12 protein-coding genes and 1 tRNA gene are annotated in these 11,657 nt (G+C 62.6%); 5 read left to right on the top strand and 8 right to left on the bottom strand.

Annotated elements, in window-relative coordinates:
* Window positions 1–35: 35 nt before the first annotated feature.
* Both AC4GYV_RS08385 and ppk2 read right to left on the bottom strand, forming a co-directional pair.
* The gene (locus AC4GYV_RS08385) at window positions 36–1,784 is read right to left on the bottom strand and encodes a SulP family inorganic anion transporter (protein ID WP_491100194.1); all 1,749 of its coding nucleotides are present in this window, start codon (window positions 1,782–1,784) and stop codon (window positions 36–38) included.
* A gap of 21 nt (window positions 1,785–1,805) precedes the next feature.
* A complete protein-coding gene (ppk2, locus tag AC4GYV_RS08380; RefSeq protein ID WP_491100193.1) occupies window positions 1,806–2,690 on the bottom strand; it encodes a polyphosphate kinase 2 in 885 nt (294 codons plus the stop codon).
* Window positions 2,691–2,832: 142 nt separating this feature from the next.
* Here ppk2 and AC4GYV_RS08375 point away from each other — a divergent pair.
* Window positions 2,833–2,909 (top strand) — tRNA-Arg (locus AC4GYV_RS08375).
* A 15-nt stretch (window positions 2,910–2,924) separates the two neighbouring features.
* Here AC4GYV_RS08375 and AC4GYV_RS08370 read toward each other — a convergent pair.
* Together AC4GYV_RS08370 and AC4GYV_RS08365 are read right to left on the bottom strand one after the other, a co-directional pair.
* Window positions 2,925–3,503: a DNA-3-methyladenine glycosylase I gene (locus tag AC4GYV_RS08370; protein WP_491100192.1), complete on the bottom strand. Its 579-nt coding sequence runs from the start codon at window positions 3,501–3,503 to the stop codon at window positions 2,925–2,927.
* Complete coding sequence (locus AC4GYV_RS08365; protein ID WP_491100191.1) at window positions 3,500–4,471, bottom strand: alpha/beta hydrolase; 972 nt, start codon at window positions 4,469–4,471, stop codon at window positions 3,500–3,502. The genes AC4GYV_RS08370 and AC4GYV_RS08365 overlap by 4 nt, the downstream gene beginning before the upstream one ends.
* 91 nt (window positions 4,472–4,562) lie before the next feature.
* Here AC4GYV_RS08365 and phaR point away from each other — a divergent pair, with 91 nt between their 5' ends.
* Window positions 4,563–5,093 (top strand): polyhydroxyalkanoate synthesis repressor PhaR, encoded by a 531-nt coding sequence (gene phaR, locus AC4GYV_RS08360; RefSeq protein ID WP_491100190.1) that lies wholly within the window; start codon window positions 4,563–4,565, stop codon window positions 5,091–5,093.
* 7 nt (window positions 5,094–5,100) lie between these two features.
* The gene (locus AC4GYV_RS08355) at window positions 5,101–5,619 is read left to right on the top strand and encodes a hypothetical protein (protein WP_491100189.1); all 519 of its coding nucleotides are present in this window, start codon (window positions 5,101–5,103) and stop codon (window positions 5,617–5,619) included.
* 307 nt (window positions 5,620–5,926) lie between these two features.
* On the opposite strand, the gene AC4GYV_RS08350 is transcribed toward AC4GYV_RS08355, so the two are convergent.
* Entirely contained in the window at window positions 5,927–6,205 is a 279-nt protein-coding gene (locus AC4GYV_RS08350) for a hypothetical protein (protein WP_491100188.1), read from the bottom strand.
* On the opposite strand from AC4GYV_RS08350, the gene AC4GYV_RS08345 reads away from it, so the two are divergent.
* A complete protein-coding gene (locus AC4GYV_RS08345; RefSeq protein WP_491100187.1) occupies window positions 6,189–6,593 on the top strand; it encodes a hypothetical protein in 405 nt (134 codons plus the stop codon). The two genes, AC4GYV_RS08350 and AC4GYV_RS08345, sit on opposite strands and share 17 nt — an antisense overlap.
* 1 nt (window position 6,594) lies before the next feature.
* Here the strand turns inward: AC4GYV_RS08345 and AC4GYV_RS08340 are convergent, their stop codons facing one another.
* Window positions 6,595–8,376: an ABC transporter transmembrane domain-containing protein gene (locus tag AC4GYV_RS08340; RefSeq protein ID WP_491100186.1), complete on the bottom strand. Its 1,782-nt coding sequence runs from the start codon at window positions 8,374–8,376 to the stop codon at window positions 6,595–6,597.
* Between the two features lie 190 nt (window positions 8,377–8,566).
* Here AC4GYV_RS08340 and AC4GYV_RS08335 point away from each other — a divergent pair, with 190 nt between their 5' ends.
* Window positions 8,567–9,796: a polyhydroxyalkanoate depolymerase gene (locus tag AC4GYV_RS08335; RefSeq protein WP_491100185.1), complete on the top strand. Its 1,230-nt coding sequence runs from the start codon at window positions 8,567–8,569 to the stop codon at window positions 9,794–9,796.
* 201 nt (window positions 9,797–9,997) lie between these two features.
* On the opposite strand, the gene AC4GYV_RS08330 is transcribed toward AC4GYV_RS08335, so the two are convergent.
* Together AC4GYV_RS08330 and AC4GYV_RS08325 are read right to left on the bottom strand one after the other, a co-directional pair.
* Entirely contained in the window at window positions 9,998–11,398 is a 1,401-nt protein-coding gene (locus tag AC4GYV_RS08330) for an MFS transporter (RefSeq protein WP_491100184.1), read from the bottom strand.
* On the bottom strand, window positions 11,395–11,646 hold the full coding sequence (locus AC4GYV_RS08325; protein ID WP_491100183.1) for a hypothetical protein: 252 nt from the start codon (window positions 11,644–11,646) through the stop codon (window positions 11,395–11,397). The genes AC4GYV_RS08330 and AC4GYV_RS08325 overlap by 4 nt, the downstream gene beginning before the upstream one ends.
* Window positions 11,647–11,657 lie beyond the last annotated feature (11 nt).

Below are 11,657 nucleotides of genomic sequence, written 5' to 3'. Positions count from 1 at the left end.
CTCAACGGGAGGCGAGGGAAGGATGTTCCGGCGGCTTAATGCAACTTCGCGCCGGCTTCGTATGCCCGCACGGCGGAATGGACCGTCGGGAAGAAGCGCCGTTCCCCGAAATGGGCGAACAGACCGAAGCGCTTGAGCTTGTCCTTCACCGGATCCTTGAGTTCGGCGAAGCTCAGTTCCGCGCCTTCGGCCTCGAGCGCCTTCTCGAGGTCGAGAAGTGCATCCGCGGCCGTTACGTCGACGCTGGTAATCGGTTCTGCCGCGACGACTACCTGACGCACCGGGGAGGGCGATTCAGCAACGGCCTGAAGCACACGCTGGTTGAACATCTCGGCGTTGGCGAAGAACAATGGCGCGTCCCAACGGAACAGCAGCAACCCGTCGATGCGCCGCGCGGCTGGGTAGCGTGTGATGTCGTGGAATCCCTCGACGCCTTCGGGATCGCCGAGCACGGCCCAATGCGGCCTCCACCCGTCCCAAAGAAATTCCAGGATCGCGATGACAATTGCGACGGCAATACCGGGGATAGCGCCGAATACGGCGACGCCCAACGTGCACAGGATCGACAGCCAGAACTCCCAGCGCTGGATTTTGTAGATGCGGCCTAGGTCGGCGAATTCGAACAGCCCCAGTGCCGCAGCGATCACCACGCCCGCGAGCGCTGCGTAGGGCAAATTCTTGAAGAGGGTGGGGGCTGCAACGATGACAAGGCAAACGATCAGGGCGCCGACCACGCCCGCCAACTGTGTCTTGGCGCCCGCCGCCTCGGCCACCGGCGTCCGCGAGGAGCTGCTGCTGATCGGGAATCCCTGGAAGAATCCCGCCGCAAAATTGGCGGCGCCGAGGCCGACCATCTCCTGATTGGGGTCGACTCGCGTGCCGGTCCGGATTGCGAAAGTTCGAGACAGGATGCTGGTGTCTGCGAAGGCGACGATTGCGACTGCGAGGCCGCCTGTAAGGATCGGGACGAGGTCGCTCGACTGGAGCCATGGGATGCTGAACTCCGGCAGTCCCTGAGGAACCGCGCCGAGGACCTTCACGCCCGCAGTTTCAGAGAGTCGGAAGAGGGCAGTGATCACCGTTGCGCCGATCACCGCTGCCAATATCCCGGGGAAACGAGTGTATCGTTTGGAGAGCCGAATGACGGCGAAGGTGCCGATTCCGACGGCCGCCGCGGTCCAGTTCGCCTTTCCGCCGAAGATACCTTCGGCGATCGACCACAAGTCGCGGAGCGGGCCTTTGCCGTCGATTGAAAAGCCGAACAGCTTGGGCAGCTGGCTGATCAGCACCGCGAGCGCGATCCCGTTCATGTAACCGTAGCGGATCGGCTTCGAGAGCAGGTCTGTGACGAACCCGAGCTTCAGGATGCCGGCGAGGATGCACACCGCGCCGGAGACGATCGCCATGCCCGCAGCGATGGCCACGGCGCGATCCGGGTCGCCTGCGGACAGTGGCAGCACAACTCCCAGGATCACGGGCGCCAGTGACGAGTCCGGCCCCAGGACCAGGATCCGGCTGGGACCGAAGATTGCATAAACGATCAGCGGGACGGCAGTCGCGTACAGACCGTTGATCGCCGGAACACCCGAGGCCACGGCATAAGCAACGCCGACCGGCACAAGCATCGTCGAAAGCACGATGCCCGCGACGACATCGTTCCGCAGCCAGACCGCCTGATATTCCTTGGCGATCTTGAGGCCGGGGATCCAGTCGAGCGCGCTTCGTCCCGGGGTACCTCCCCGCCGAACCTTGGCTCCTTGGCTTTCGGCTACTGTTGTCTGCACCGGATCAGCTAACCCTCCGGCTCAATAGACCTCCTTGACGCGCTTCACGCGGTGGAAGTCGATGTCGTCCTTGTACGCGTGCTTGTGAGAGCGCTTCGGCAGTCGGATCTTCTCCCGCTTGATCCTTTTGTACGGGATCAGCGAGAGCACATGCTTGATGCCGTTCAGGCGGGCCCTCTTTTGGTCTTCGCTGTCCAATACGTACCAGGGCGCCGCCTTCGTGCTGGTAGCCTTGAACATGGCATCGCGGGCGCGCGAATAGTCGTACCAGCGGGAGTAAGACTTGAGGTCCATCGGGCTGAGCTTCCACTGCTTCAGCGGATCGTCGATCCTCGCTTCGATCCGGCGGTCCTGCTCCTTCATCCCGACTTCTAGCCACAGCTTGATCAGGATGATGCCGGAATGGACGAGCCATTCCTCGAACTGCGGGATGATGTCGAGGAAGCCTTCGACTTCCTCCTTGCTAGCATAGCCCATCACGCGCTCGACCCCCGCGCGGTTGTACCAGCTGCGATCGAAGATCACGATTTCGCCGCCGGATGGGAAATGCTCGATGTAGCGCTGCAGGAAGACTTGCTTGCGCTGGTAGTCTGACGGTGCGGTCAGCGCGACCACGCGGAAGGTTCGCGGACTGACCCGTTCGGTCAGGCGCTTGATCAAGCCACCTTTGCCGGCGGTATCGCGCCCTTCGCATACGATGATGACTCGGGCCCCGGTCTCGCGCACCCAATCCTGCAGATAGCAGAGCTCTATCTGAAGCTTCTCAAGCTTCTTTTCATAGTCCTTGCGGGAGAGCTTTTCGGGTTTGGCCGGCACTTTGGCCTGGGGTTTCGCCCTCCTCGTGACGGGCTTTCGCTGGCGCTTGGTCTCGACGACCCGGAATGGCTCTTGAACCTCTACGTTCATGGCGGCGGCCTCCCTACCGAGCGATCAGCAACGCCACAGAACACCTTAGAGCGGTATCCGGAGATGCACTGATGTTTATCGATGGAGGGACGTTAGCGAGTGCCTTGTCGCTCGCGCATAGCGCCGCTAAGTCGGCGGCCACGCACCCGTAGCTCAGCTGGATAGAGCGTTGCCCTCCGAAGGCAAAGGCCACAGGTTCGAATCCTGTCGGGTGCGCCAGCTTTCCCTTGAGACTCACTTGGCTGCGGCAAGCTCGCGGTATCGGAAGCAGTGGACCAAATGGTCGTTGACCATGCCGACGGCCTGCATGTGAGCGTAGATGATCGTCGAGCCGACGAACTTGAATCCTCGCTTCTTCAGATCCTTGCTGAAGGCGTCGGACTCGGCTGACGTGGCTGGGATATCCTTCATTTCTTTGCGATGATTGTCGATCGGCTGGCCGTCGACGAACCGCCAGGAATAAGCATCGAAGCTTCCGAACTCATCCTGCACGGCGAGAAAGCGCTGGGCATTGTGCACGGCAGCCTGGATCTTGAGCCGGTTGCGGATGATCGCGGCGTCCAGCATCAAACCTTCGATGCGCTTCTCGGAATAACGCGCCACTTTCTCCGGGTCGAAGTTCTCGAAGGCTCGTCGATAGCCCTCCCGTTTCTTGAGCACCGTCGACCAGCTCAGTCCCGCCTGAGCGGCTTCCAATACAAGAAACTCGAAATGCTTTCGGTCATCGTGAACGGGAACGCCCCATTCGCGATCGTGATATTCGACCATCAAGGGATCGTCGGCGTTCACCCAGGCACATCGATGCTTGGTCATCGGCAATGTCTCAAAAAGGTGCCGAGTTCCTTGTGCAACGCTCCTCGCGCCGATCCGACGATCATACCGACGTGGCCCGCATCGATCCCGATCGTAAGCCCGGCGGGTGCCGTGGAAGCAGGAGCGATATGATCTCGCGCCGCAGTGAGATTGAGCAGCGGCAAATCGAGCCGATCGGTTACCGTCCGGCCTCCGACCTTCCACGAGCCATTGCCGGCCAAGTCCATCCCGAACAGTTCCTCGATCAATTCTCGCGCTGCGGCGTAGGGAAGGGCCTCACCCTCGTTCGCCCAATCCTCCAGATCGACGAATCGCCGCGCCTCGGGGCTGCGCGGTTCCAGTCTGCTGAAGTCGGCGAATTTTCGGACGGTGCGCTGAGGGTCGAGCGACCAGAAGCTCGCCTGGAGGACTTCCATAGGCAATGCACCAAGCTCCATGCTCGCCTGTTGAGAGTGGTTCCACATGTCCCGCAACGCGGTGCGCGAGGCCTGCGGGTATCGCTCGAACTGCCACGGCGCGGCTAATGTGACGACGCGCTCGCATTCGATGTGGTTGGCGGCTGCGATCGCCATCGTGCCGCCCAGGCAGTAGCCGACCAGCGCCGCGGGCTCGCCGATGCTGCGCAGCAATGGAAGCAGCAAATGTTCAACGTGTCCCGCGACATTGAAGGGACGATCTTCGGCTGCACCCCAGTCGAGCAACAGAGTGCGCCGCCCCATTTGCGCAATCACTTCTGCCAGCGACACCTCGGCGTCGAGATCGAGGATTCGGGGCGGGTTGATGAGCGATGGAATCAGGACAGCAAAACGTCCTTCGCCGCCATGATCGCGCAGGCAAGCACCTCGAATGCGAGCCATTTCCGGCTTCGGCTCCTTCTGCGGGCGACGTTCGGCAATCTCATAAGCGCGCAGTCCGGCGAGCGCTTTTCGCGCCAGCTCCGGATCGCTTTCCGACACCCGCCGTACCAATTCGAGAAACAGTGGAAGAGGCCGTGGCGCGCGTTCATGTTGCAGCGCACTATGTTGCGGTAGTAGATCGGCTGCGTTCTGGGAGTGGTTCATGGCCAAAGCTGCGGGCAAGGTAACGATCAAGAAGTACGCCAACCGGCGTCTCTATGACACCGAAAGCTCAACTTACATCACGCTCGACCGCCTTGCGCAAATGGTGCGCGAAGGCCGGGAGTTCGAAGTTGTCGACGCCAAGACCGGCGAAGACATTACGCGGCAGGTTCTGACGCAAATCATCGTTGACGAGGAGTCGCGCGGAAGCACGATGCTTCCGACCAATTTCCTGAAGCAGCTGATTGGACTCTACGGAAATTCGATGCAGACGTTCGTGCCGCAATATCTGGAAGCCGCGATGGAAGCCTTCCAGCGCAATCAGAGCGCTGCCCGGGACGCGTTTAGCGGCAACGTATTCGCCGATCTCGCCAAGCGAAACATGGCGATGTTCGAGGATGCGAGTCGTGCCTTCTCGGGAAAGACCAAGCCGGATGCCAAGCCCGAGACCAAGCCCAGCAGTGGCGAAGTCGACGAGCTGCGCGCCGCGCTCGCCGAGTTGCAGGCCAAAGTCGATCGTCTGAGTCGTTAAGCCACATATGAAAATTCGCATTGCCGCAGCGTTCGCGCTGACCGCTGCATCTTCGCTTCATGCGCAGACCGCGACCACAATCGCTCCAACCCTGTCGCCAGCAGGTGCGCCGACAACCCAAGCGGCTGCACCCACACCTGATCTGAGCACGACCGCTCCGATTGACGGGAATTGGGGATTCGCAACACAGCCTGGCGGAAGTGCGGCGACCTTCACCAACTTGACCGGAATGCCGCAAGTGACGGTCACTTGCGTTCGTGCCTCGCGCCAAGTGACCATCTCTCGTCCGGCGACAGGCGCTGCACCGTTCCTCCTGGTCTGGTCGAGCGACAAGTCTCGCAATCTTCCAGCCAGCTATACGCCAGCGAACGCGCTCCTGAGCGCTACGCTCGGCGCACACGACGCATTGCTCGATGGGATGGCGTTCAGCCGCGGGCGGCTTGGATTCAGTGCGCTCAACATGCCGATGCTGGTCGTGCCTGCATGGCCGGAAGTCGCCAGGGTAGTGGAAGATTGCCGCGCCTGAATCGCGACAAGGCCCAAGAGAATTGTCGAATCTTCACGTCATTACAAGTCTTGTCTTGAGGCCATATTCGACTCATCATCACCTTGGCTTCAACGCAGCGAAAGGAGGTGATCCGATGTCTCATGGTTCAGCAGGGAGGTCGGAGAGGGGTGTTCGCAGGCCCTAAGAGCTGACGAACGGCCACACCTTCGGCCGCTGACCATGTCGAAGGGCATCGCGGAATTAACCTCCGCGGTGCCCTTTAACATATCCGGACTTTGTGAATTCTCGGTCGTTTCAGTGACGACCCTACTTCATTTTGGAACCGTTACAGCGCTAAAGCGATATTCCCGCACGCGAGGGAGACTAAAGCGATGGCCAAAGCCTCTACAAAAAGTTCTTCAACTTCGAAGTCTTCGGGAAACGACACCGTCGATAAATTAGCCAAGGCGGCGATGAGCAAGGAAATGCTCGCTGCAGGCTTGGCGGCCGCAGCGGCGGCAATCAGCGCCAGCCCGGCCGCCCGCCGCAAAATCCGTGATGCGGGACTCGATGCTGCCGACACGGCTTCGGCCGCAGCAACCAATGTCATGTCGAGCGCGACCAAGCTCGGCTCGATCATCGCCGAAGCTGTCGCGGAAGCGGCACAGCGCGTGATGTCAGGGAAGTGGAGCGCCGAGGCGGAAGGCGGCGCGAGCTCCAGCTCCTCGTCATCCACGTCTGCGCGTGGTGGCGCCGCGCGCAAGTCGACGGGCACGCGCAAGAGCAGCGGAACGCGCAAAACGGCGACGCGCGCGAAATCGACAGGCACCGCGTCGACGCGTTCGACCCCGGGTCGCAAGCCCGCGGCGAAGCGCGCGACCAAGGCGGCCGGTGGCACGACCACTCGCAGCACGGCGAAGCGGAGCACCAGCACGCGTTCCCGCACCGGCGGCACGCGCGGTCGCGGCGGGCGCAAGCCCTCCGGCGGCGGAGCGTCCGGCGATAACGGCTGATCTAAGCCGCGCGATCCTCAAACTGAAGTCGAGCGAGGCGGGCGTAGAGTCCGCCTCGCGTGTTTAGGCTCGCGTGCGTGCCTTCCTCGACGATCCGGCCTTGATCCATCACGACGATGCGGTCCGCAGCGCGGACGGTGGCGAGGCGGTGCGCGATAACGATCGTAGTTCGGTCGGCCATCAGTCGGTCGAGCGCATCCTGCACCAACCGCTCGCTTTCGGCATCCAGCGCCGACGTCGCTTCGTCGAGGAGCAGTAGCGGCGCATCGCGCAGTAGCGCGCGAGCAATGGCAATGCGTTGGCGTTGCCCGCCAGATAGCCGCGCGCCGCCTTCGCCCATGTAGGTATCGAGACCCTGCGGAAGCGCGCGCAAAAACTCTTCGGCATTCGCATCGCGGGCGGCTTGCCAAAGCTGGTCCTCGCTCGCGTTCCAATTGCCGTAACGGAGGTTGTCGCGGGCCGACGCTGCGAAGATCACCGTCTCCTGTGGGACCATTGCGATGCGCTCTCGGACATCCGCTGGGTCCGCGTCACGCAGGTCGACTCCGTCGAGCAGAACGCGGCCGGACTGTGGATCGTAGAAACGCTCGGCGAGCTGGAAGATCGTCGTCTTGCCGGCGCCCGACGGGCCAACGACTGCCAGCCGTTCGCGCGGCTTCACCGACAGCGTGAAGTCGTTGAGCGCAGAGGTTTCGCGGCGTGTCGGGTAATGGAACGTCACCTGATCGAACTCGAGCCCGCCGAGTGCCAGCTTCGGCAATTCGATCGGGTGGGCGGGAGCTTTAATGTCGGGCTCTGCATGGAGCAGTTCCGTCAATCGCTCCGACGCACCCGCGGCACGAAGCAAGTCGCCGTAGACCTCCGACAGATTCCCGAACGCGCCCGCAAGCAATCCGCCGTAGAGGACGAACGCGGCGATCGTGCCGCCCGACATGTGGCCCGTCGCTACCGCCGACGCGCCCTGCCAAATCACCATCGTGATCGCCCCGAAAATCAGGAAGATCACGATGGCGGTCATCAGCGCGCGTACGAGGATGCGGCGTTTGGCGGTCGCGAAGACCCGGCCGACGGCATCGGCGAACCGGCTCGCCTCGCGGCCTTGCTGGTTGAAAGCCTGCACGATCTTCATCGCGCCCAGCACTTCGCTGGTCACTGTTCCGACGTCGGCGATGCGATCCTGGCTGCGCGTCGAGATCTGACGCACCTTGCGGCCGAGCACCGCGATCGGGAGCACAACAACCAGCGATCCGAGCAGGATTTGAATCGCCAGTGCCGGAGCCAGCGCGAACAGGATGACGACGCAGGCAACGCCGAGGACCGTGTTACGGAGAGCGACTGATACGGTCGTTCCCACCGCCTGCTCGATGATCGTGGTGTCGACGGTGATGCGCGACGTAATCTCTGCCGGCCGATTTTCCTCGAAGAAGCCGGGCGACAGCCGCAGCAGGTTGTGATGCACTGCCAGGCGGATGTCCGCGACCGTGCGCTCTCCGAGCCAGGACACGAAGTAGAAGCGCACCGCGGTCGCGATGGCCATCACGCCGACCAGCAGCAGCAGATATTGGAACCAGCGCGAGATGTCGTGCGGGTTCCCGCCCGAGGCGAAGCCTTTGTCGATGATCAGCTTGAAGGCGTACGGAACGCCGGACGTCGCTCCAGCGGCTACGAGCAGCGCCAGAGCCGCGACGACGATGTGGCCGGGGTAGCGGCTGGTGAAGCCCCATACCATCCGAAGGTTCTTGATCGATCGGCCCTTGGGGCGGCTTTGGGGTGAAACGGCCATTTCGGCTTCCTAACAACCTCGCAGCAGCGTCTCAAACGGTTGCATGCGTCGAAACCGGACATCTCGCATTACAGCGGTAGTTTTCCACAGTTGGATGCTGCATTGCACCTTTTGCGGCGCAACATCGCTTGTCACGGGATCGTTCGCCCGCCACATCTGTTGAGACGGGGCGCACTTGTGAGAGGTTCTATTGCTCTACGACGCCTATGAGGTCCAACGCTCCTTTCTCGCAGGTGCGAGCAAGCTAGCCGGGCTCGGAGCCGGCTGGCTCAGCAATCCAGCCAATCCGTGGGGATATAGCTCGATGAGCCCGATGGTGGCCGCGAGCCTCGAGGTGTTCGCCCATGCGGCTGCTCCCCGCGGGAAGCCCGATTTCGGGATCGAGTCCGTCCACGTCCGCGGCAAGGACGTGCCGGTCAACGAGGAGATCCTGCTCCGCAAGCCCTTCGGCCAGCTGAAGCATTTCTACCGCGAGGGCATCAACTCGGGCCCTAGGCTCCTGATCGTCGCGCCCATGTCGGGCCACTATGCGACGCTGCTGCGCGGTACGGTCGAGCGCCTGCTCCCCAGCTTCGACGTCTACATCACCGACTGGCGGGACGCGAAGCTGGTCCCGACCTCGGCCGGCACTTTCGATCTCGACGACTACATCGACTATCTGATCGAGTTCCTCGAATTGATCGGCGAGAAGACGGGCGAGCGCCCGCACATGCTCGCCGTCTGCCAGCCGGCGGTTCCTGCGTTCGCAGCCACTGCGCTGATGAACGAGGACAAGAACAAGTGGCGGCCCAAGTCGCTGACCATGATGGGTGGCCCGATCGACACGCGTGAGGCACCGACGGCGGTGAACACGCTGGCGACACAGCGCCCCTTCGCCTGGTTCGAGAACAACGTCATCGCGACTGTGCCGATGATCTACCCGGGCGCTGGCCGGAAGGTTTATCCGGGCTTCCTGCAGCTCGCTGGATTCATGACGATGAACCTTGGTTCGCACCTCATCAGCCACTGGGAGATGTTCAAGCATCTCGTGGTCGGCGACGAGGAAAGCGCGGCGGCGACGCAGAAGTTCTACGATGAATATCGCTCGGTCTGCGACATGACCGCCGAGTTCTACCTGCAGACGATCGATACGGTGTTCCAGCGGCACGCGCTCCCGAAGGGCGAGATGGAGCATCGCGGGCGGCTGGTCCGTCCCGACGCGATCCGCGACACGGCGCTTCTGGCGATCGAGGGTGAGCGGGACGATATTTCCGGGATCGGTCAGACCAAGGCGGCCCTCGACATCGCGACCAAGCTGCCGAAGCCCAAGAAGCAGTACCTTCTGGCCAAGGACGTCGGTCACTACGGCATCTTCAATGGCCGCAAGTGGCGGGAAAACATTGCGCCGGTGGTCGAGAAGTTCATCGCGGCGAACTCCTAACCGCTTGAATCTACGACAGTACGCACCATCTTTCGCTAGTGTTGAACTAGTGAAAGGAGGTGGTCTGATGTCTCATTGTCATATGCCGAACGTGGCTAAGGTGAGCGCAGCCTCCGCGGAGATCCGCGCTTAACGTCAGGCCGCTTCAGGCAAGACAATGGAAAGGCCGTTCCGGGTGACCGGGGCGGCCTTTCGTCATTTTTAGGCCGCGGGTTTCTTCATCTTTACGCCGGGCAGCATCGTCAGGGCGACGACACTCGCCAGCGCCGCGACGGCTCCGGAAATGAACATCGCGAGGTGAAAGCCGGAGAAGAGCTGTTCGCCTTCACTGGAGATCACTGAACCGAGCAGGGCGGTGGCGATCAGGCCCCCGGTGCGGGCGACCGCGCTATTGAAGCCCGATGCCATCGCTACATGCTGTTCTTCCACCGACCCGAGCACGGAGGAGGTGAGGGGAGCTACGGCAATCGTCATGCCGGTGGCCATCACCAGGACCATCGGGAAGGCGCCGGTCCAATAACTCCCATTCTGCTTCACCAACCGGCCGAGAATCATGCCGACACCGACGATCGCAGGCCCTGCGACTAGCGGGATCCTCGGCCCGATTCGGGCAGCGAGGCCGCCCATGGTCGGCGAGAGAATGGTCATGAGGACGGGCATCGGCAGCATCGCGAGACCCGCCTGCACCGGCGAATAGCCGCCGCTGGTAATCAGCACGTAGGGGATGAGCAGCATCGCTGCACCGAAGGCTCCGTAGAGCAGGAACGTGAGCAGGTTGAGGCCCGAGAAGCAGCGGCTCTTGAACAGGTCGAGCGGCATCATCGCGCGTCTGCCGCGATGATGTTCGTTCCACAGGAATGCTGCCAGCGCGAGCGCACCGATGGCCAGCGCGGTACCGGCCTGGCCGGTGAAGTGACGCGTGGCCGACCATAAGGTCAGTGCATAGGTCAAGCCGCCCAGACCCACTGTCGCAAGCAGCGCACCCGCATAGTCGGTGCGTCCTGCTCCAGCCTCGCGACTTTCGCTGACGAAGCGCGCTGCAATCAGGATCGCGCCGAGCGCGAGAGGCAGGTTGATGTAGAAGATTGCGGGCCAGCCCACGGTGCCGACCAGCCAACCCCCAATCAGGGGAGCGATGGCGGCGGCTGCGGCTCCGGCTGCAGCCCAGATGCCTACGGCGCGCCCGCGCTTCTCACCCTGGAATGCCGCGTTGAGCAAAGCGAGGCTGTTGGGAAGCAGCAGCGCTGCGCCGACGCCTTGTGCGGCACGAGCCGCGAGCAGAACCGGAAGGCTGGGCGCCAGCGCGCAGATAAGCGACGTGATCGCGAAAATGCCGGTGCCGATGAGGAGCAGCCGCTTCCGCCCGAAGTGATCGCCGAGCGCACCACCAAGCAACAATAGCGCGGACAGCGGCAGGAGGTAGGCGTTGACGACCCACTGAATTTCCTGCGCTGCGGCGCCGTAGCTCGCGCGAATGGCAGGCAGCGCGACGTTGAGCACGGAGCCTTCAACGAACGACAGGCTCGAGGCGAGGACGCAGGCGACGAGGGTCCAGCGCGGGTCGGCCCGCGTCTGTGCCGCGCTAGCGTCGCGCGGACTCAATCGACGCGTTCGCCGATCGCGGCCTCGACCATCTTACGCCACACGTCGGGATCGCCTACAGATGCCATGTCCGCGTCCGGCTCCCGCATCGTGTGAAGCACGGCGAGCGCCTGGTTCACATGCTCGCGCCAGACGAGATCGATCTTCTCGCTTGCCGACGGGTCGCTTCCTTCGGCGTTGCTGCTGTGCGCTGCGGCCGCAAGGACTCGCGCGATCCGTTCGACCAACGGCTGTTCAGAAACGGGCATTTCGTTCCTCC

This window comes from Sphingomonas sp. SP4 (genome assembly GCF_058313375.1).
The sequence above is the reverse complement of the archived record's forward strand: the minus strand, read 5'-3'. Positions and strand labels throughout refer to the sequence as shown.

Excerpts from the sequence above, each read along its gene's own strand:
- ppk2 (WP_491100193.1), bottom strand. The coding sequence starts at position 2,690 with ATGAACGTAGAGGTTCAAGAGCCATTCCGGGTCGTCGAGACCAAGCGC.
- AC4GYV_RS08370 (WP_491100192.1), bottom strand. The coding sequence starts at position 3,503 with ATGACCAAGCATCGATGTGCCTGGGTGAACGCCGACGATCCCTTGATG.
- phaR (WP_491100190.1), top strand. The coding sequence starts at position 4,563 with ATGGCCAAAGCTGCGGGCAAGGTAACGATCAAGAAGTACGCCAACCGG.
- AC4GYV_RS08355 (WP_491100189.1), top strand. The coding sequence starts at position 5,101 with ATGAAAATTCGCATTGCCGCAGCGTTCGCGCTGACCGCTGCATCTTCG.
- AC4GYV_RS08345 (WP_491100187.1), top strand. The coding sequence starts at position 6,189 with ATGTCGAGCGCGACCAAGCTCGGCTCGATCATCGCCGAAGCTGTCGCG.
- AC4GYV_RS08340 (WP_491100186.1), bottom strand. The coding sequence starts at position 8,376 with ATGGCCGTTTCACCCCAAAGCCGCCCCAAGGGCCGATCGATCAAGAAC.
- AC4GYV_RS08325 (WP_491100183.1), bottom strand. The coding sequence starts at position 11,646 with ATGCCCGTTTCTGAACAGCCGTTGGTCGAACGGATCGCGCGAGTCCTT.